The organism is Allobosea sp. P4_E12, from assembly GCF_056401655.1.
This window is the reverse complement of the sequence record NZ_JBFUIY010000015.1, coordinates 155,675-174,453: the sequence shown is the minus strand read 5'-3', so window position 1 is coordinate 174,453 and position 18,779 is coordinate 155,675. Positions and strand designations below refer to the sequence as shown.

Below are 18,779 nucleotides of genomic sequence, written 5' to 3'. Positions count from 1 at the left end.
GCCAAGCTCACCGTCGAGGTCAGGATCGCGCCGACGGATATCGACCAGGTCAGGCCGGGCCAGCCCGCCCGCCTGCGCTTCTCCGCCTTCGCCAAGAATTCGACCCCGGAACTGCCGGGCACCGTCAGCCATCTCTCCCCGGCGACCACCCGCGACCCCACCACCGGCGCCAATTTCTACACCGGCGAGATCCAGATCGACGGCGATCTCGTCGCCGCCCTCGGCGACCGCAAGCTCCAGCCCGGAATGCCGGTCGAGGTCTTCATCACCACCGAGGAACGCACCGCGCTCTCGTTCCTGACGAAACCCTTCGCAGACCACGCCAACAGGATCTTCAAGGAGAGGTGAAACGGAGCCGACACGAGGGGAGGGGCGTGGCAATGCTTCAGACAGGCGTGGCCCGTGGCCACGATCCCATCAGGGCAAGGCGCCTTGCCAAGCCTGCTTCTAACCGAACGGCCCTGACAGGGTGTCATTCTCGATATCGCCACGCAGTGTAGCTGCTTGGCTGAGACCTTGCACGGCAATGACGGCCTCCAGGCGATTGCGGGCGCGGAGCTTTTGCATCAGCAGCGTCATGTAGCCCTTCACGGTCCTTTCGCTCAGCGACAGGGCGCTTGCGATCTCCCTGTTTCGCTTGCCGCTGGAAAGCAGCCTGACGATCTGATGTTCCCGGGCACTGAAGTTCGGCATGGGCGTCGGTCGCGTGTTGGCGGGCTTGTGTTTCAGGGCGCCGATGATCCGGGCTGCGAATGAGGGGGAAATGAACACCTCGTCGCGGCGTATTGCATCGATCGCCGTACAGAGTTCATCCGTCGAGCTTGATTTCAGCACGAAGCCGCTGACACCCGCATCAAGAAGCGCGATGGCGAGATTGGTATCGCTCGAGGCGGTGAAGACCAGGACCTTCATTGCTGGCCAGCCCGAGAGAACTTCCAGAAGCGCGCGGAAGGCGTCTCCGGGCATATTGAAGTCGAGGATCATCGCATCGGGGCGGTGATCGGTGGCGATGGAGCGGATGTGCCCGACAGTGGAGCCCATCGCGCTCAATGTCAGGCCGGGTTTGCGCCGGACGAGCGCAGCCATGCCCTCCAGGAGAAGAGGGTGGTTGTCTATGATGGATATTCTGTATTCGGCCATTGATGTTCCCCTGAGGCTGCGGAGAAATCAATTTTTGTGTCTATGAATATTTGAGTGTTGAGAATTTTGTCTGGATTTTGGGGGGCGAATGAATGGGCGTCTCTGCGCATGATCGTTCGAATGATCGAAGCGCGGAGCTGAATTTCACGCCGTCTTGTTGTTGGGAGGATTGGCGGCGAAGGGCGGTCTCTCAAGGAGTTTGCTCCGCAATCTGGCCCTGCACGCGCCCATCTGCATGACCAGCCTGCAGAGTACCACGTGGCAGAGGCCCCACGAAGCGACGTTTCATCCTGCAGAAGCCGATGCAAGCCTGCCGTCGCGGCTGCAGTCCAGTCCGGCCGTCGGAGTTGCCAATGCGTCGGCGAGCCGAGGTTTCGTCCGGTCATCTCTTCTACTGCGGATTCCCGGTTACTGTCTCATATTTGTCTTCGCGTGCTTGGCGTGCGTTGCCTGCAGGGAAATCGGCCGAAGAGCCCATGAATACGGCTCGGGGGCACTGTTGCGCAGACGCTTATTATCCAAGGAATAAGATCACGCCCGATCGAATTTAATTGGAATCGAACGAATCGTTCGCCAAACTCGCGAGGCGTACCAGCAAAGCGTTGCCTACCTCATTATCAGTAGTTGGCGGGACATGGCTCGTACATCCGTAGATGGCAGGAAGCCGCCCCTCTCTAAAAGCCCCAGATGCATTGCGTTGGCTCTGCTTGGGGCGCTGCTGTTGAGCGCCTGCCAGGAATCCGGAATCGTCTCCTTCGAGAAGCAGGTCAACGCCACTCACTCGACGCGTTCGGTCGACGATGACGGCAAAAGGCGCCCCTTCGGACCCTATGCGAGCCTGCCGGACCCGAGTGGCGCCGGGCCGGCGCAGGCCGCCAAGGTCTTTTCGGGGGGAGAGTTCACCGGCAATCCCGACCAGTCGCGGATGCCGAGCGCTCTTCCGCGGGCGTCCGGGGGGCAGACTTATACACTCAATCTCGTCGATGCCTCGGTGACCGAAGGCGCGAAGGCCGTGTTGGGTGATATCTTCAAGACCAGCTTCACCGTCGATCCGAAGATCGAGGGCCGGATCACGATTCAGACGACGAGGCCGGTCGACAGTGCCGGCATCGCTGAACTCTTCGAGGCGTCCCTGCGGACCGTCGGCGCCGCGATCGTTCAGAACGGCAACATCTATCGGGTGGTGACGGCCGATCAAGCGGCGATGGGGGCGAGACTCGGCGGATCGGATAGCGGCGGCCAACAGATCGGGAACTCGGTCAAGGTGGTGCCGATGAGGTACATCGCGGCGACGGAAATGAAGCGCATCCTCGAGCCGATCGTGTCGTTCGGCGGAGTGGTGCGGGTCGACACATCCCGCAATGCGCTGCTGATCTCGGGCACGGCCCAGGAAATGAACTCCATCGAGGAGGCCATTTCAGTCTTCGACGTCAACGCCATGAAGGGTATGTCGTTCGCGCTCGTCCCAGTGCGAGGCGGAGAACCCGATGCCATTGTCGATGGGGTCAACCGCATCTTCTCATCGAATGCCGAAGGCGCGATGAGCGGCATGGTCCAACTGGTGCCGAACGCGAAGCTCAAGTCCATCCTGATCATAGCGAGGCAGCCGCAATATCTGCGTGAGGCCCAGCAATGGGTTCGCCGCCTCGACGATCAGGCCGCCGGGCCACAGCGGGAAATCCACAGCTACGTGCTCCGCAACCGGCAGGCCAAGGAACTCGTGGAGGTCCTGAATTCGATCTTCGCCAATGAGGTTACAGGCGGCGGAGATGCAGGCAGACGCGGCGGGCAGAGGGTGCGCAGCTCCGAGCCGGATGCCGCGGGCGTGCCGGGCCAGCTGGCCCAGGCCACGGGATTCTCGGGTGGCGGCTCGGGCGGTGACCGATTCGCAGGCGCTTTCGGGGGCGGCGCAGCACGCCGCAGCTTCGACATGTTCTCGGGCCTGCCCATCGGCGGTGCGACCCTGGCCACGGGAGGCCAGGAGAATGGCGCTGCCTCCGAAACGGCCGCGACGGGGTTCGGAGCGGGTGGGCCGGGCGGCGAGCCGCGGATCAAGGTCGTGGCCGACCCGGCGCAGAATGCGCTTCTCATCCTCGCCTCCCAGGAAGACTTCAAGCGGGTGGCCCGGGTCATCGCCAATCTCGACATCGTTCCCAATCAGGTCCTGATCGAGGCGACGATCGCCGAGGTGACGCTGAACGACGACCTCAAATTCGGCGTCCGCTGGTTCTTGCAGAACCAGCGCGGCAATCAGACGGGAACCTTCACCAACGCGATCGACGGGGCCATCAGCGCAGCGTTCCCGGGCTTCTCCTACGTTTTCAGGGCAGCCCAGGCCAACGTCACGATCAATGCGCTCGCCGAGGTCGGGCGGGTCAACGTTCTCGCTTCGCCGAGTCTCATGGTCGTCGACAAGAAGACCGCGACCCTGCAGATCGGCGATCAGGTGCCGATCACGACCCAGTCTGCGGTGAGCGTGCTGACGCCCGGCGCTCCGGTCGTGAACTCGGTCTCCTACAAGGACACGGGCGTGATCCTCAACATAACCCCGCGGATCAATGAATCGGGCCGCGTCCTGCTCGATATCGAGCAGGAGGTCTCGACCGTGCAAAGAACAACCACCTCCGGCATCGACTCGCCCACATTCGGGCGCCGGCGGGTGCGCACCACCGTTGTCGTCAATGATGGCGAGGGCATCACGCTGGGCGGCCTGATCCAGGACAGGACATCGCGGGTGGCGACGCAGGTTCCGGTCCTTGGCGACATCCCGCTGCTCGGCAATGCGTTCAAGGACAAGCGGGATCAGGTCGAGAAGACCGAACTCGTCATCATGCTGACGCCGCGTGTCGTGCGGGACCTGAACGAGGCGAAGGCGGTCACCGACGAATACCGGCGCAAGGTCGAGGCCTTTGCCCCGACGCGCGATCCCGGCCGCGTCGTGATCCAGAACGCCAAGCGCGTGCTACGATGATACGGAGATCATCAGGGCGATCTCCGGCACTGGGCTTCCGATGGAGGGAGCATGACCGAGCACGCTCGAACCGCACTGGCAGAAAACGATCCGCATAGCCGATCGTTTTCGGAGAAATTCGGAGCCTTCCTGCTGTCGCAGGGCCTTCTGGATGCGACATCGATAGGCCGCGCTCAACGCGCCGCGGCGACCGCCGGAGATCGCTTCGACCTCGTTCTGGCCAAACTCGGCATCATGTCCGAAGCGGATCTCGCGCTCAGCCTCGCACGCTATCTCGGGCTCCCGCTCTACGCGCCTGGTGACGAGAGCCTGCAGCCGCTTCTCACCGAGAAACTGCCGCCCTCCTTCGTGATCCAGAACCGGATTCTGCCGATCCGGCTGGAGGCGGGTACGCTGACGCTCGCCGTCGTCGATCCGCTAGACCAGATGCCGCTGGATTCGGTGCGCTTCGTCGTCGACCACGCGATCCGCCACGAAGTCATCACGCTTGCCGAGTTCGAGCGGCTCGCAGCGGTACTCTATGGCGAGATGAGCGCTGCCGAAGCGCTGGCGACACCTGTTCACGCGGGCGAGGATCCCAGCGAACACGACCTGCAGCGGTTGCGAGACAGCGCCAGCGAGGCGCCGGTGATCCGCCTTGTCAACCAGATCATTTCCGCTGCGGTCGATGCCCGCGCCTCGGATATCTATGTCGAACCGATCGGGAACGGGCTCTCCGTCCGGTACCGGATCGACGGGATGCTGCGCGTCACCGAAGAGGTGCCCGCGCGGCTGCGGGCCGCCGTCATCTCGCGCATCAAGATCCTGGCGAGGCTCGACATTGCCGAGCGCCGCCTGCCGCAGGACGGGCGCATCAAGCTCGCGATCCGCGGCAATGATATCGATTTCCGCGTCGCCACCATCCCCACCATCGACGGTGAGACGGTCACGATGCGCGTGCTCGACCGCAGCCGGGTCAAACTCGACTTTTCGAGCCTCGGCTTCGAGCCGGCACAGATCGCGGTGCTGCACAAGGTCATGGAGCAGCCGAACGGGATCATCCTCCTCACGGGGCCGACCGGCAGCGGCAAGACGACGACGCTCTACACCATGCTGAAACACGTCAATCGCCCGACGGTGAAGATCTTCACCGTCGAGGACCCGATCGAATATCAGCTCGCGGGCATCAGCCAGGTGCAGGTCCAGCAGACCATCAACCTCGATTTCCCGGCCTGCCTGCGGGCTATCCTGCGGCATCACCCCAACATGATCATGATCGGCGAGATCCGTGACACGGAGACCGCCCGGATCGCCGTGCAGGCGTCGCTGACCGGCCATCTCGTGTTCTCGACCTTGCACACCAACAGCGCCGCCGAGACGGTGACGCGCCTGATCGACATGGGGATCGAGCACTTCCTGCTCGGCTCGACCTTGCGCGGGATCATGGCCCAGCGGCTGGTGCGACGCTTGTGCATCTCCTGCGCAGAGCCGCACGAGGTCGCGCACGAGATCGCGGAGCAACTGACTGAAACGGTTCCGGCACTTCGCCAACTCGGCCCCGCGAAACTGCTGCGGCCCCATGGCTGCGAGAAATGCGGCTTCAGCGGGTTCCGCGGCCAGCTGTCGATCGCGGAGCTGCTGGTCGTCGACGATAGCGTGCAGCGGGCGATCCTGCAGCGCCTGCCCGCGATCGAGATCGAGCGCATGGCGCGCAGGGCTGGCGGAGGATCGATGTATGAGGACGGCGTCGCCAAGGCCTGGCGGGGGCTGACGACGGTCGAGGAAGTGCTGCGCGTGACGACCGCGCTGACGGTGGAGCAGCCATGAGGTTCCACTTCGAGGCCTTCGATGGGGCGGGAAACCTCATCGAGGATGATGTCGAAGCCGCGTCCACCGACGAGGCCCGAGACATCATTCGCGCTCGCGGTGTCACCCCCTACGAGGTTCGGGCCTCGGGGGGAGGGGATTTCCTGTTTCGCGAGATCAGCCTGGAGCGCGGCTCGCGGCGGGTCAACGATGCGCAACTCGCGCGCCTGGCTCGCGATCTTGCTGTGCTCCTGCAGGCCGGCCTGCCGCTCGACACCGTCTTGCGCATCGCCTCGACGACCACGGAAGAGCCGCGGATGCGGGCCCTCGCGCTTCAGTTGATGGAAGGGGTTCAGCAGGGCTCGATGCTTGCGGAGATCATGGAGGGAATGCCGGGCCGCTTCCGGCCCGAATACATCCGCATCGTTCAGGCGGGCGACGTCGGCGCCGATCTCGGCGGCGCCATGCAGGAACTGGCCGAACTGCTTGACCGGCGGGTCGAGATCAGGAGCCGGATTCGCTCCGCCATGGCTTATCCGGCCCTCCTGGTCTGCCTTGCCGCGGTGTCGATCTCGATCGTTCTGGGATTGCTGGTCCCAGCGGTGACGCCGCTCTTCCTGGAGAACGGCATGCCGCTACCCACGGTCCTGGCGGCCATGGAAGCGGTTCGGCAGAATGGAGCGTGGATCCTGGGCCTTGCCGCCGCGATACTGGTCATCGGTGGGTTGGGCATTCTCGCGGCCCGGCGGAGTACTGCGCTTCGGATCAAGCTGGACAGGCTCTACCTGTCTCTCCCCGTCATCGGGCGCATTGCGGAACTCCGCGAGGCGGGGCGCTTCATGCGCACGCTTGCGACCCTGGTCAAGGCCGGTGTCCCGCCGCTGCAGGCGCTGCAGGCCTCCTGTCCCCTGGTCAGGAACCAGCATACGCGCGAGCGGCTTGACCGGGCCGTCACGGATGTTCGGGCAGGCGTCAGCATCGGAGAGGCGGTCTCGGCAGCCGAGGCGCTGCCCTCTGTTGCTCAGCAGATGATCACGGTCGGCGAAGAAAGCGGCCGTTTGCAGGACATGCTGCTGCGCGCTGCCGTGATCCTCGAGCGCCAGGAACAGGTCCGGACCTCCCGCGCGCTCGCGGCGCTGACCCCGGTCATCACGATTTTCGTTGCGGGCATGATCGCGGTCATCATCTTCTCGGTGATGGGAGCGGTCCTCTCGATCAATGAATTGGCATTACGATGACCCGCACAGCACGCGCCATACCCGCCAACGCAGGCTTCACGCTCATCGAGGTGCTGATCTGCCTCGCCATCCTGAGCCTTGCCGTGACCATGGCTGCGCCCTTGCTGAGACGCACACCGTCGCAGGCACAGGTGACGGCTGACGCGACCCGTCTGGCGGCCGCACTTCGGGTCACCCGCGCTGCCGCCATGGCGCAGAGCCGGGACATGCTCTTCCTGATTGATGCGGACAGGCGTATCTACGCCTCGCCCGTGATCGGGGAAACGCAGATGGCGCCCCGTACCAGCATCGACATGGCGCTGGCCGAGGCCGAGCGCCGCTCCTCCAGCGTCGGCGGTATCCGCTTCCTGCCGAGCGGGCGTTCGACCGGTGGCGACATCCACTTGCAACTGAGCCAGGTCGGCGCGCGCGTTCGGGTCAGCTGGGCCACCGGCCATGTCACGCTCGATCAATAGCGGCACGCAGCGCGGCGTGAATGACCGTGCCCAGGCCGGCTATACGCTGCTCGAGTTCCTTGTCGCTTTTGCGATCCTGGTCGTAGTCCTGGCCTCGCTCCTGACAGCCTTTGCCGTCGCGATGCGCGGCGACCGCCAGGCCAGCTTCCTGACCTTTGCGACGCTGCTGGCCAGGAGCAAGCTGGCATCTGCCGGGCAGGACTTCCCCCTCAGGCCGGGAACGACGGCCGCGAGATTCGACAATGGCTATGAATGGCGCGCAGTTGTGCGCAGCTACGGCTCGGTCAAGCTGGGCGAGAACCGGCAGGTCGAGAGCCTCTGGGTCGATGTTACAGTCTCCGATCCCGCCAGCAACGGCACCCGCTCGGTGACCTTGTCGTCCCTCGAGGTCGCGCCGAGGTCCGGACCATGACCGTGGGGACCCATTCCGGAGCGCGGACCGGTGGCTTCATCCTTCTCGAGGTGCTGGTCGGGCTGATCCTGCTCTCCCTGACGCTCGGGCTTTTTGCCCTGACGCTGGGTTTTGCGAGCAGGATCGCCGAGGCGGGGCGTCTGCGCGACCGCGGCGCCGAGATCGCGGTCGGCGCTGCCGCAATCTCCGGCTGGCTGGCCGGCGCGCTGCCGCTCATTCAACCGCGTGCGACGGAGCGGCCGCTGGTGATGTTCGAAGGTCTCGCCGACAGGGTGTCTTTCGTCACCTTGAGCAACGGAGACGCACAGCCAGGGGGAATACTTGCGATCACGATTGCGAGTGAGAACGCAGATGCCCAGGGCGCCGGCGCCCTGGTCTTCGGCTCATCGCTCATGTCGATTGGTGCCGCCGCGTTGTCGGCCCAGAACACGGGAGAGGTCCTTGCACGGGGCGTGGCTTCGGCAACATTCAGCTATTTCGGCTCGCGGGAAGAGGGCGCCCCCGGGCGTTGGCATGATGAATGGAGAAATTCCGAGCGGCTGCCGCGTCTCGTCAGTCTACGTGTCAGGGTTATCGTCGAGCATAGATTTGAGGATTTTGAGCTAAATTTTCCTATTTTTACAGATTGATAGAATTGTATCTGTATTATTGTCGAAACTACTTGCTGCGAGGATCGGGTCTGGTGGATGGATTTTTTTTATATTTTTGATGTTATTCTTCGTCATAGGCTGTTTGGCAATCTGACGGTTCTGTAGAACCGTCTCGCTGTGATAGCATTCACGCGAGAGAAGAGGGTATTACGACCAAGGTCACGGACTTTGGTTCCATGCGCGGACCGACCTTCGCCCCTTCAGTTGCTTCCTCCTGAAAACTAGAATTCCTGCGATATTTTGCACGTTTTCAGCTCGGGGGAGGCGGTCGTGTATCTTCCACGCGAAACCACTGGCATCCGGTTGAGAGAAGCTCAGCGAGCCCTCGAGAACCGGCTCGAGATCGTCAAAGCCCTCTCGCTGGGCGAAATCACCAAACGCGACCTGCTGCGCTGGGGCTTTTTCACCGCCGGCGGGTTGCTGGTAGCGAAAAACGGGCTCAGTCCCTTCGCCAAGAGTGCCTATGCCCAGGTCCCGACCGGGGCGCCACGCAGCCCCACCTTTGGCGCGGTCAGGTATCACGACGCCATGCGGCGGCCCGAAGTCCAGAAGCCTGTGCCGCTTCTGCGTATGCCCAATGGCGATGCCGCCTGGCAGTTCGCCTCAGGAGGCCAGGAGCCGCCTGCCAAGAATTTCTCGTATCACACCGATTTCAGCAATTCCCGTGGCGCTGCCTACCGCAATCCGGTGACCGGAGTCGGACCCATGGAAGGGCGTCCGCCAGGCGAGTTCTTCGCCCATCAGCGCTGGGAGGAACTCTATCCGAAGCAGGGCTATCTGCTGTCGCTAGGGCAGGCTCGAGTGGGCAACAAGTTCTGCGATGGCATGCCTGACCAGAACCCGAACGCGATGTGGAGCTTTGGCCCTCGGCAGCCAGGACAGGCGGGCAATATGGCCGGCACACGCAACGGTCTCGGCATGCCGATCCTGATCAAGGCGCGCTATGGCGAACCGGTCCTCACCCGGATGTACAATGATCTCCCGGTCGACCGGGCGGCCAATGGCGGCTTTGGCCGGAACGAGGTCTCGATCCATTTCCACAACGCGCATAATGGCGCCGAGAGCGATGGCGCCTGCAACGCCTTCCACTTCCCCGGGACTTTCTATGACTATCACTGGGGAATAACCATGGCCCGGCGCGACATGCCGAGCCTCTGGCCGACGGGCGACCGCGACTATGTGCGCAAATGCTCCGGCCCCGACGACGGCGATGGTCTCGTCCCCGTTCCCGGAGATTTCCGGGAAATCCAGGGCAGCCTCTGGTTCCACGATCACCGCTTCTTCTTCACCGCCGAGAACGTCCACAAGGGCATGTTCGCGGTCTGCAATTTCTACAGCGGGCCCGACCGCGGGCGGGAGGATCTCGACGACGGCATCAATCTTCGATTGCCGAGCGGCACGCAGCTGAAATGGGGCAATCTCGACTTCGACGTCAACATGGTCATTTCGAACCCGGCCTTCGACGCCGATGGCCAGTGTCGGTTCGACATCTTCGACACCGACGGCTTCCTTGGCGACATGCTCTGCGTCAACGGCACCTATTATCCGCATTTCGAGGTGCTGCCGCGGCGCTACCGCTTCCGCTTCTTGAATGCGTCCATGTCGCGCTTCATCAAGCTCGCTCTGGGCGTGAACAAAAGCGCGCGGTTCTCGCAAGGCACGAAGGTGCCGTTCTACTTCATCGCCAATGACGGCAACCTGGTGGTCAACCCGATTCTGCTCACCGAACTGGACGAGCAGGGCGTTGCGGAGCGCTACGACATCGTTGTCGATTTCTCGGCCTTTGCGCCGGGCGACAGCGTCTTTCTGGTGAATCTGCTGGAGCAGACCGACGGGCGCAAGCCCAAGGGCGCCGTCTCCATGGATAAGGCCTTCAAGGGCAGGGATGACGACCCCTGCGTCGGTCCGATCCTCGAATTCAGGGTCGTCAGCCAAGTCCAGAGCGTCGACAACCCCGGCAAGGTCTACAACGCCAATAATCCGATCGACAAGGATCGCAGCGCCAACTTTGCCGATCCCGAGTGGAGAACCGGGGTCAAGACCCTGACCACCCAGGTTCCGATTGTCGCGCCCGTTCGCGAGCGGGTGATCGAGTTCGGCAGGTCGGGGGATGGCGATTCACTCGGGGCGGACGGGCAGTGCACACCCGATTGCGGAGACACCAAGGCCTTCCCCTGGAGTATCAAGGTCAACGGCCAGTCGGCGCACTCGCTCAACGCCAATCGTATCTCGGTCCTGATCCCTAAGCCGGGCGAGGTTGAGCACTGGACGCTCGTCAATGGTGGCGGGGGGTGGGACCATCCCATCCACCTCCATTTCGAGGAGGGGGTCACCATGGACCGTGGAAACCTCTCCATTCCAGATACGGAGCGGTTGGTACGCAAGGATGTCTGGCGCCTGCGTCCTTCGGGGAGGGTGAAATTCCAGGTGCGCTTCGGCGAATTCGGCGGCGCCTATGTGAACCATTGCCACAACACGGTTCACGAGGATTTCGCGATGCTGTTGCGCTACCAGCTGCTCACCCCGCCGCCAGGCGACCCCAACTACAAGGGGCAGCCGCAATATGTGCCGACGATGACGCCTATCCCGACACCCAATGGCGTCGTCTGGAAGCAGCCCGAAATTCTGCCTGAGGGCGATCCCAGGGTGGTGAAAGTCGCTTCCAAGACCTGAGCGGGCGTCTGCGCCCCGAGAAGGTGGGCCGAATTCGAGACCGCATTCGTTACTAAAGGGGCCGTTCATGCTCAGACGACTTTTTGCGATCAGCGCCATTCTCGCACTGTTTGGAAGTGTCGGCGGCAGCATCGCGGCCCCTGGTGGCTCGCCCTGGGGGCCAGGGTACCTGCCCAACGTCCCCGTCATCACGCAGGACGGCAAGACGCTGCGATTCTACGATGACGTGATCAAGGACAAGATCGTCGTCGTCAGCTTCATCTACACGACCTGTCGAGACATCTGCCCTGTGATGACGGCGCGCCTTGCGCAGGTGAAGGACAAGCTCGGCGATCTCGTGGGCAGCCGCATCTTCTTCGTCTCGATCAGCATCGAGCCGGAAGTCGACACCCCCGACAAGCTCAAGAATTATGCGGAGGTGTTCCAGACCGGACCAGGATGGGTCTTCCTCACCGGCAATGCCGCGGACATCACCGTGCTCCGGCACAAGCTTGGCGAGCGGAGCCGCAAGGTGTTCGAACATCGCAGCGATATCATGCTGGGCAACGACGTGACCGGCGAGTGGGCGAAGGATTCGGCCTTCAGCGACCTCAACACGCTCGCCATGACGATCAAGTCTATGGATCCAGATTGGCGCAACCAGATGGGGAAAGCCGAGACCGTCGCAACAGATGGTGTTGCCGCGCGCGGCGAGCGTCCCATTGCGGCGACCTCGACGGGATTGCCTGGCCAAGCCCTGTTCATCAAGGCCTGCGCCGCATGCCATACCATCGGCAGCGGCAAGCGCGTCGGCCCCGATCTCCAAGCGCTCACTGCGCGGCGGGATCGCGACTGGATCGTGAGCTACCTGATGGAGCCTGACCAGATGCGGGCGAAGAAGGACTCGATCGCGCTCGAGCTGGCGGGAGCCTACAAGATCCGCATGCCGACGCTGGGACTGTCGAAGAATGATGCGGCGGATCTGATCGCCTATGTCGACGCCATGTCCTATGTCTCTGCGTCGAACAAGAAGGCCCCCCCTGCGGGGCATCGTCACTGACCTGCATCCTGCGTGCCGGTGGTTGCCTGCCGATGGCCCGCAACCACCATTCTCGCTTTGGGAATGACATTTCCCGAGGGCAGCGCCACAGTCCCTGGTCCTTGCCTTGGATTCGGGCGGCAGATGATGAGAGCACGGCCGGGCTGCTATCTCCATAGCCGGCCTGCGGGAAGCCCGAGGCCAGCGGACTGCGTGGAAAGCCGCAGCGACAGCGGTTTTGCGCTGCTCGTCGTGATCTGGGCGACCGGGATCCTTGGCCTGCTGTTCATGACCTACATCGTGGCGGCGCGCTATCGCGCCATCGAGGCCGCGAGCCTGTCGCAGCATGCCCGCGCCGAGGCCATGGCGAATATCGGCATCAAGATCGCGATCCTCGATCTTCTCTCCGGCACCTCGCAGGGGAAGGCTCGCAGTGGCCGCTTCGGTGCTGACGGGACGCCTGTGGGCTGCAGTTTGGAGAATGGCTGGACGTTGGCGATCTCCGTCGCGGACGAAGGCGGCAAGGTCGATCTCAACACGGGCAACCTGGAACTGGTCGATGCGCTCATCCGCGGCGTGAGCGCGAACGGCGAGGCGGCAGCCCTGATCGTACGGAACATCCGGGGGTTGCGCGAGCTCACGGAGGACGCGGCCAGCGCGGCATCCGGGAGCTCATCCTCGGTGCGGGCGCTGAAATCCGTGGTCGAGCTCGATCAGATCCCCGGTATGAGCCGCGATCTGTTCCGGGCCCTCCTGCCTTTGATCACCGTCAATTCCGGGAGCACGGGGTTCGACCCCACCGTCGCACCGCTGCATTTGCTCGTGGCCCTGGCGCCGGGGGGCGCCGCCTTGTCGCGTGAGGTGGCCCGTCGGGACTTGCCGGCCCTCTACGTCTCTGAAACAGCAGGCAGGGCCTTCCTGATCGGGAGCGAGGCGTTGACCGGTTCCGGCGTGCGCTTTGCGCGCGACGCCGTCGTGGAGATCTCGCAGGACCTGCCGACGGGCTATCGTATTCGCGAATGGCGCGAAGGGGCGCCGCGTTCGGACGCAGGCACTGGTGGGCGAATGCCGCCATGCTGACGCACCATCCGTAAAGGGGGCCGGGGGATGCCGGATCTCGCTCACCTTGCAGCGCTGGCGATTCTCGTCGGGCTGACCTGCTACGCAGCCGCGGTGGATCTCCGGCAGATGATCATTCCCGATCCGGTGAACCTGGCGATCTTCGTATCCGGTATCGCGGCATCTTTCCTCCTCGGCGTCACCGGTCCGGTCTCGGCGCTCGCCGGGGCAGTGCTCGGAGGTGGCGGTCTCTGGCTCGTGCAACGGGCCTTTCGGGCCTATCGTGGCTATGACGGTCTCGGGCTCGGCGACGTCAAGTTCGCGGCTGCCGCAGGAGCCTGGACCGGCATGGAAGGTCTTGCCTTCGCGCTCGTCCTGGCTTCGCTCTCGGCCTTGCTCTACCTGCTGGCGCGCCGCCTCGTCGATTCCGGCTTCGACGCCCGGCAGCCAATGCCATTCGGCCCGTTCCTGGCGGTAGGTGTCGTGTCTGTCACCGGCTTCGCAATCCTGACCGGTGCGTCGATGGTCGAGATCATCGATGCCTGGTTATGGCGGTTGCACGGCGGCTAAAGCATCGGCCCGAAAAGTGGATTGCGGTTTTCGGCAAGGTCGGTCCATCTGAGCGCTCAACGCGTCATCGTGGCCGACTGGCCCTGCGCGCGGGCATGGAGCGGCAGCGTCACCTGCCGTGCTCCACGGGCCAGCGTCACCATCTCCGGATTGATCGATGCGACGACCCAGCCCTCATCGGTCGCTTCGCCCAGGGCGAACCATCGCCCGGCTTCGCGCAGCTGTCGGCGCAGCAGCGCCTTGCTCAAGCCCGAGGAGACGACGACGCCACCGATCAGATAGCTCGGTGGTGGCTCAAAGACCGGGCTCGCGACCGGCTCGGGCATGGGAGCCCTGGCGACGAAGCTTGCCGGTGGCCGCCTGCTGGAGGAGAACAGCGGCCTCGCATTCACCATGTCGGGCTGATAGCGCGGCGTTTCCGCCGGCGGAGCGAGGGCGTCGCTCGTGATTGATGCGGCCTTCGTCACCGCCGAAGCGGGCGGAGGCTCGATCGGATCCGCCAGGCTTCGCCAGGCGAAATTCACGGCGACGGCCGCCATTGCGGCGAGTCCTGCGAAGCCTGCAGCCTTGGCGAGGCCAGCCCCGCCGATGCTCAGCCCTTTGACCATCGCGTCACCCCATAGATCTCGATCGTGACGCCCAGTTTGTTGTCGCTGGCCTCCGCCTCGCCCGGCGCCGTCAGTTTCGCGTTCCGGATGAAGAGAAACGAGGGACCGTCCTCGAGGCTCGACAGAACCTCGGCCACGCGCGGCGTCGCTGCGGTGAACTCGACCCTCGCTCCGATCATGCGATGTCCGGACCAGTTGCGCGCCGGCAAGGTCGTCACCGAATTGAAGCTCACGGCGTGCTGATCGGCGGCCTCGCGGAGCCGGGTCAGCAGGTCGGCGGTCGAAAGGCTCTCGGTGTCACCCTGGAGAAAGCGCCGCCTGGCCCCGTCGACATCCTCCGGGCGCAGCGCGGACAGCGACTGCCTGCGCGCGACAGCCGAACCGAGATGCTCGATCATGACGGCGTTCTGCGTGATCTGGGTTTCCTGGTCCCTCAGGATCTGGAGCGCGGGGTCGATCACGAACAGGTAGATCCCCGCCAGGATCAATCCGTTCGCGGCGATGAAGGCGGTGAAACGGGTCCAGCTCTTGATCTGACGCCACATTTCATTTGCCCTCCTCGGTTGGGAGACGGGCCTTGCGCAGGGTGGCGCGGAGCGAGAAGTTCTCCTTGCCTGTGGCGCGGTCGAAGACCAGTGGCCCGGAAAGGGCCGCATTGTGCAGGATCGGCGATTCCTCCAGCAGTTTGATCAGGGCCGGAGCCGCATCGGAATAGCCGGTCGCGCGCAGATTGGCGCCGGTGATCTCGAGTTCCGTCAGGAAGGTTGAATCGGGAAGGATGCGGGACATCTCGTCCCAGACCTGGACGATGCCAGGTATGCTCCGCTGCGCTGTCAGCCGCGAGACGTCGTCGGCGAGCCCAAAGACGGATCTGAGGCTTTCCGTCGACTGCTGGGCGGGTCCCGAGATCTCGGCAATCTCCGCTTCCATGCTCTTCAGGAGCTGGGCCTGCCGCCAGGCGAGGACGAGATACCCGGTTACTGCGCCGAGCACCGTGAGCAGCACGAGCGCGATGGCGATCCGCTTGAACCAGGGGGAGGGTGTGTGTGGCTTCTGCGCAAATGGGACGGATACCGGGGGCAGGCCTTCGAAGACGGGCCCCTCCAGCGTCGCGATCTCGGAGGGAGCGACGGCAAGGCGCGCCAGCATCTGATCGAGCACCGCGCGGGGAAGCAGAAGATAGCGCAGTTCGAGCTTGCCGGCGGCTGCTCCCCTCAGATCATAGCCGACAAAGATGTCCTCGGGCTTGAGCGGTGTTTTCCGCGCGATGTGCTCCCGAACGATGCCTTCGGCCCGCGTCTGGGCGCGCCGCGGGATGACGAGCGACTGGGCGATGGCCTGAGGAGCCGAGAGCACGAGCCGGATTCGGCTGCTGGGTGCGAAGGAGGCCGCCTGCTCCTTGCAGCGGTTGAGCACGCTGCGGCTGTACTGCGCCCAGTTCGCGCGCTCGGCAAACAGCTCCCGGCCATCCGGCGCAAAGAGCGTGATGGTGACATGCTCCTCGGCAGGGACGATGACGAGCCGCAGGAAGCGGTCGGGCGCGGCCCATCTGCGGAGCGTATCGGGAAGAGAGGCCCGTAGCTCCTTGGCCCAGAACTCCGCGAGGGAGGCGATCCCTGAGCTCAGTCGACGGGAGCCGGTCATCGGGTCACGTTCCCGCGTGTCGCGGAAAGCTGCCTTTGCGCCAGGCTGTCCTCGCCTCCGCCCGGCCGGTCATTGCCGGCAATGGTGATCGCGAAACCGCGCCCATCATTCTGCACGGCATAGCCATAGGGCCTGCCCCACGGGTCGCGCGGAACAGTCGAGCCCTTGAGATAGGGGCCGTTCCAGGTTCGCAGATTCGACGGTGCGGCGACCAGAGCCTGGAGACCCTCCTGTTCCAGCGGGTAGCGGCCGTTGTCGATGAAGAACAATTCCACCGCGTTCGAGAGCGTCGTCGCCTGGATACGCGCGGTCGAGACCTTGGCATCGGTGAGATAGCCCACGACACGCGGGCCGATCAGGCCGACGACCAGGCCGATGATGCTGAGGACGACGAGCACTTCGACGAGGGTGAAGCCGGCCTGGCTCCGTCCCTTGTGCTGATGGCGGGTTGCCGCGACCATGCCACGCGATGACCGGTGCGGCAGGCCTGTCGATGTCGGGGGCTTGAGGCGATGCGGTTCCTGCTGATCCTCGCGTCCCGCAAGCTGAACCGCCGCCGGCATGCTTGCCGATTGCGTTTCCGGTCGCCAGCCAGGCCGCAGCTTCGCTGCGTTGGCGAGCATGGTGGCACGCATGCTGTCTGTCATCTTGGTCATGCCATTCCCCGCAGTCGAAGCCAGGTCCGAGGACGTCTATGGCGGGGACGCCGCCACGACGATCAACCTGGCGCACGGGCCGGGGAAACGCCTCGATGCACCGGGACCAGGCCCGGCGGAGGCTGTTCGATGCTTGAGGAACAGGCGCCGTATCACGTTGAGCGCTCCCTTCCGTGGTCCTCCATTATATCCCTCCTCGCCAGCGGTTTGGAACGGACCTTGGTCTGACGAGCTCGCCTCGTGGCCACCCTAGAAACGTCGGATGAAGCGCTCGCCCAACCCGGCGGGACCAATGGTTCCGGCGGACAGGCCTCTGCGCGATACTGGCGCCCGGATCGAGTCGTCTGGCCGCGCCTACGCAGCTCGACGGGATTTCAGCAGGGCAGAGAGCCATGGCAGGTCAGATGTTCGATGACGCGCCCGTACAGGTCGAGGTCGAGACGCCGGAGGGGGCGTTCCTTCTCGCCATCGACGTGGCGCGCGCGCCCCTGACCACCCGGAATTTCCTCGCCTATGTCGATGGCGGGCTCCTCGACAATGCCTCGGTCTATCGGATCGTGACGCTGGCCAACCAGCCGCCAGCGACGGTACACAAGATCGAGGTCATCCAATGGGGCTGGCCGGCGCCCGCCGACGAGCGCGAGCCACCCTTTCCGCCCGTGCCGCATGAGCCGACCTCGGTGACCGGGCTGCGCCATCTCGATGGCACGCTCTCGCTGGCGCGGCTCGCGCCCGGCACCGGCGGCCACGGCTTCTTCATCTGCATCGGCGACCAGCCGGAACTGGATGAAGGCGGCGGCCGCAACCCGGACAGGGCGGGCTTTGCGGCCTTCGGCAAGGTGATCGCAGGGCGCGACACGATTCAGCGGATTTTCGCGCGGGCCGAGCCGGTCGAATATCTGGAGACGCCGATCCGGATCCTGCGCGCACGGCGCCGGATACAGTCCTGAACGCGGCATGCTGCCATCAAAGCAGATCGCCCCGCGAACTGGGTTCGCGGGGCGATCGTGGACTGTTGTCCGACCTGACCATGCAGGCCTCGGACAAGGGCTGATGGGGCTTACTCGCCCTGGTTCATCACGATCGGCTTCAGCACATTGCTGGGCAGGCCGTATTTGGCGATCAGCGCGTCATAGGTGCCGTTCGCCTGGAGGCGATCGAGCGCACCCTTGACCGCATCGCGCAGTTGCGTGCCCTCGGCAGTCTTCGGGAAGGGGATGCCGGTCAGCGAACGGGTGAAGGGCGTGCCGAGCGGGACATAAGTGTTGGGCTCGAGCTTCTGGTTGTGGCTCATGGTCTCGCTGCCCTGGACGCCGCCCTGCAGGCGCTGCGTCTTGAGCTGCGTGCGCGCATCGACCGAACCCTCGGTGCCGACGACGTTGATCGCGGGCTTGCCCTTGGCGACGCAATTGGCCTCGCTCCACTCGCCGATCTGGCGGGGCCAGTTGGTCGAGCGGCTGGCGCCGACGCTTTTGCCGCAGAGGTCCTCAGGCGTCTTGATCGAGCCGGCAAGCGCGGTGACGGTGTAGAACTGGGCGCCCGAGACCATGTAGTCGATGAAGTCGGCAGTCTCGCGACGGGCCGGCAGGTCGCTCATGCCGGCCATGACCATGTCGACGCGGCCGGTATGCAGCGACGGCAGCATCTGGGCGAAGGCGGTCTCCTGCCACTCGGCCTTGACGCCGAGTTCCTTGGCGATGGCCTCGCCGAGGTCGTAGTCGAAGCCGGTCATCGTGTTGGTGGCCGGGTCCTTGTAGACGATCGGCGCATAGTTCGGCTGGGTCGCGATGATGATCTTGCCGGCGGTCTTGATGCGCTCCGGCAGGGCCTGGGCCTGGGCGGACAGCGCGGTGGCGGCGAGCAGCGTCGCTGCCAGGGTGAAACGAAGCATCGGGTTCTC

The 18,779-nt window shown here is 64.4% G+C and carries 18 protein-coding genes; 12 read left to right on the top strand and 6 right to left on the bottom strand.

The annotated features are described in order from the left end of the window. The coding region (locus AC1DW9_RS20235; protein WP_476855165.1) for a beta-barrel domain-containing protein at positions 1-348 on the top strand (348 nt) is incomplete at its 5' end. Positions 349-447: 99 nt separating this feature from the next. On the opposite strand, the gene AC1DW9_RS20230 is transcribed toward AC1DW9_RS20235, so the two are convergent. Then, positions 448-1,140, bottom strand: a complete 693-nt coding sequence (locus tag AC1DW9_RS20230; RefSeq protein ID WP_476776510.1) for a LuxR C-terminal-related transcriptional regulator — start codon at positions 1,138-1,140, stop codon at positions 448-450. Positions 1,141-1,837: 697 nt separating this feature from the next. Here AC1DW9_RS20230 and gspD point away from each other — a divergent pair. From gspD to AC1DW9_RS20180, 10 genes are all read left to right on the top strand, one after another. After that, entirely contained in the window at positions 1,838-4,111 is a 2,274-nt protein-coding gene (gspD, locus tag AC1DW9_RS20225) for a type II secretion system secretin GspD (protein WP_441504846.1), read from the top strand. 51 nt (positions 4,112-4,162) lie between these two features. Next, positions 4,163-5,917 (top strand): GspE/PulE family protein, encoded by a 1,755-nt coding sequence (locus AC1DW9_RS20220; RefSeq protein ID WP_476776509.1) that lies wholly within the window; start codon positions 4,163-4,165, stop codon positions 5,915-5,917. Continuing rightward, positions 5,914-7,134 carry a type II secretion system F family protein gene (locus AC1DW9_RS20215; RefSeq protein WP_441488823.1) on the top strand — a complete coding sequence of 407 codons (1,221 nt, stop codon included), beginning with the start codon at positions 5,914-5,916 and terminating at the stop codon, positions 7,132-7,134. The genes AC1DW9_RS20220 and AC1DW9_RS20215 overlap by 4 nt, the downstream gene beginning before the upstream one ends. Continuing rightward, a complete protein-coding gene (locus AC1DW9_RS20210; RefSeq protein WP_476776508.1) occupies positions 7,131-7,589 on the top strand; it encodes a GspH/FimT family pseudopilin in 459 nt (152 codons plus the stop codon). Before AC1DW9_RS20215 ends, AC1DW9_RS20210 begins: the two co-directional genes overlap by 4 nt. Next, entirely contained in the window at positions 7,570-8,001 is a 432-nt protein-coding gene (locus AC1DW9_RS20205; protein ID WP_476776507.1) for a prepilin-type N-terminal cleavage/methylation domain-containing protein, read from the top strand. The genes AC1DW9_RS20210 and AC1DW9_RS20205 overlap by 20 nt, the downstream gene beginning before the upstream one ends. A gap of 50 nt (positions 8,002-8,051) precedes the next feature. Continuing rightward, positions 8,052-8,630, top strand: a complete 579-nt coding sequence (locus AC1DW9_RS20200; protein WP_476776506.1) for a hypothetical protein — start codon at positions 8,052-8,054, stop codon at positions 8,628-8,630. Between the two features lie 291 nt (positions 8,631-8,921). Beyond that, positions 8,922-11,324: a multicopper oxidase domain-containing protein gene (locus AC1DW9_RS20195; RefSeq protein WP_476776505.1), complete on the top strand. Its 2,403-nt coding sequence runs from the start codon at positions 8,922-8,924 to the stop codon at positions 11,322-11,324. A gap of 67 nt (positions 11,325-11,391) precedes the next feature. After that, positions 11,392-12,363 carry an SCO family protein gene (locus AC1DW9_RS20190; RefSeq protein ID WP_476776504.1) on the top strand — a complete coding sequence of 324 codons (972 nt, stop codon included), beginning with the start codon at positions 11,392-11,394 and terminating at the stop codon, positions 12,361-12,363. A gap of 192 nt (positions 12,364-12,555) precedes the next feature. Continuing rightward, positions 12,556-13,422: a hypothetical protein gene (locus AC1DW9_RS20185; protein WP_476776503.1), complete on the top strand. Its 867-nt coding sequence runs from the start codon at positions 12,556-12,558 to the stop codon at positions 13,420-13,422. Between the two features lie 27 nt (positions 13,423-13,449). Then, positions 13,450-13,971, top strand: a complete 522-nt coding sequence (locus AC1DW9_RS20180; protein ID WP_476776502.1) for a prepilin peptidase — start codon at positions 13,450-13,452, stop codon at positions 13,969-13,971. A 56-nt stretch (positions 13,972-14,027) separates the two neighbouring features. Here AC1DW9_RS20180 and AC1DW9_RS20175 read toward each other — a convergent pair whose 3' ends face one another. The 4 genes from AC1DW9_RS20175 to gspG are packed head-to-tail and all read right to left on the bottom strand — an operon-like array spanning position 14,028 to position 16,879. Continuing rightward, the gene (locus AC1DW9_RS20175; protein WP_476776501.1) at positions 14,028-14,579 is read right to left on the bottom strand and encodes a hypothetical protein; all 552 of its coding nucleotides are present in this window, start codon (positions 14,577-14,579) and stop codon (positions 14,028-14,030) included. Then, entirely contained in the window at positions 14,564-15,124 is a 561-nt protein-coding gene (gspM, locus tag AC1DW9_RS20170; protein WP_476776500.1) for a type II secretion system protein GspM, read from the bottom strand. Before gspM ends, AC1DW9_RS20175 begins: the two co-directional genes overlap by 16 nt. Position 15,125: 1 nt before the next feature. After that, positions 15,126-16,223: a PilN domain-containing protein gene (locus AC1DW9_RS20165; protein WP_476776499.1), complete on the bottom strand. Its 1,098-nt coding sequence runs from the start codon at positions 16,221-16,223 to the stop codon at positions 15,126-15,128. After that, positions 16,220-16,879 (bottom strand): type II secretion system major pseudopilin GspG, encoded by a 660-nt coding sequence (gene gspG, locus AC1DW9_RS20160; protein WP_476776498.1) that lies wholly within the window; start codon positions 16,877-16,879, stop codon positions 16,220-16,222. Before gspG ends, AC1DW9_RS20165 begins: the two co-directional genes overlap by 4 nt. 392 nt (positions 16,880-17,271) lie before the next feature. Between gspG and AC1DW9_RS20155 the strand changes: the two genes are divergently transcribed. Beyond that, entirely contained in the window at positions 17,272-17,829 is a 558-nt protein-coding gene (locus AC1DW9_RS20155; protein WP_476776497.1) for a peptidylprolyl isomerase, read from the top strand. A 110-nt stretch (positions 17,830-17,939) separates the two neighbouring features. Here the strand turns inward: AC1DW9_RS20155 and AC1DW9_RS20150 are convergent, their stop codons facing one another. Continuing rightward, positions 17,940-18,770, bottom strand: coding sequence for an ABC transporter substrate-binding protein (locus tag AC1DW9_RS20150; RefSeq protein ID WP_476776496.1), 831 nt, complete (start codon positions 18,768-18,770; stop codon positions 17,940-17,942). Positions 18,771-18,779: the final 9 nt, after the last annotated feature.

Bases quoted from the DNA above. Each gene is read 5' to 3' on its own strand.
- gspM (WP_476776500.1), bottom strand. From the start codon at position 15,124: ATGTGGCGTCAGATCAAGAGCTGGACCCGTTTCACCGCCTTCATCGCC.
- AC1DW9_RS20150 (WP_476776496.1), bottom strand. From the start codon at position 18,770: ATGCTTCGTTTCACCCTGGCAGCGACGCTGCTCGCCGCCACCGCGCTG.
- AC1DW9_RS20190 (WP_476776504.1), top strand. From the start codon at position 11,392: ATGCTCAGACGACTTTTTGCGATCAGCGCCATTCTCGCACTGTTTGGA.
- AC1DW9_RS20180 (WP_476776502.1), top strand. From the start codon at position 13,450: ATGCCGGATCTCGCTCACCTTGCAGCGCTGGCGATTCTCGTCGGGCTG.
- AC1DW9_RS20220 (WP_476776509.1), top strand. From the start codon at position 4,163: ATGACCGAGCACGCTCGAACCGCACTGGCAGAAAACGATCCGCATAGC.
- AC1DW9_RS20210 (WP_476776508.1), top strand. From the start codon at position 7,131: ATGACCCGCACAGCACGCGCCATACCCGCCAACGCAGGCTTCACGCTC.
- AC1DW9_RS20215 (WP_441488823.1), top strand. From the start codon at position 5,914: ATGAGGTTCCACTTCGAGGCCTTCGATGGGGCGGGAAACCTCATCGAG.
- AC1DW9_RS20165 (WP_476776499.1), bottom strand. From the start codon at position 16,223: ATGACCGGCTCCCGTCGACTGAGCTCAGGGATCGCCTCCCTCGCGGAG.
- AC1DW9_RS20205 (WP_476776507.1), top strand. From the start codon at position 7,570: ATGTCACGCTCGATCAATAGCGGCACGCAGCGCGGCGTGAATGACCGT.
- gspG (WP_476776498.1), bottom strand. From the start codon at position 16,879: ATGACCAAGATGACAGACAGCATGCGTGCCACCATGCTCGCCAACGCA.
- AC1DW9_RS20155 (WP_476776497.1), top strand. From the start codon at position 17,272: ATGGCAGGTCAGATGTTCGATGACGCGCCCGTACAGGTCGAGGTCGAG.
- AC1DW9_RS20175 (WP_476776501.1), bottom strand. From the start codon at position 14,579: ATGGTCAAAGGGCTGAGCATCGGCGGGGCTGGCCTCGCCAAGGCTGCA.
- AC1DW9_RS20230 (WP_476776510.1), bottom strand. From the start codon at position 1,140: ATGGCCGAATACAGAATATCCATCATAGACAACCACCCTCTTCTCCTG.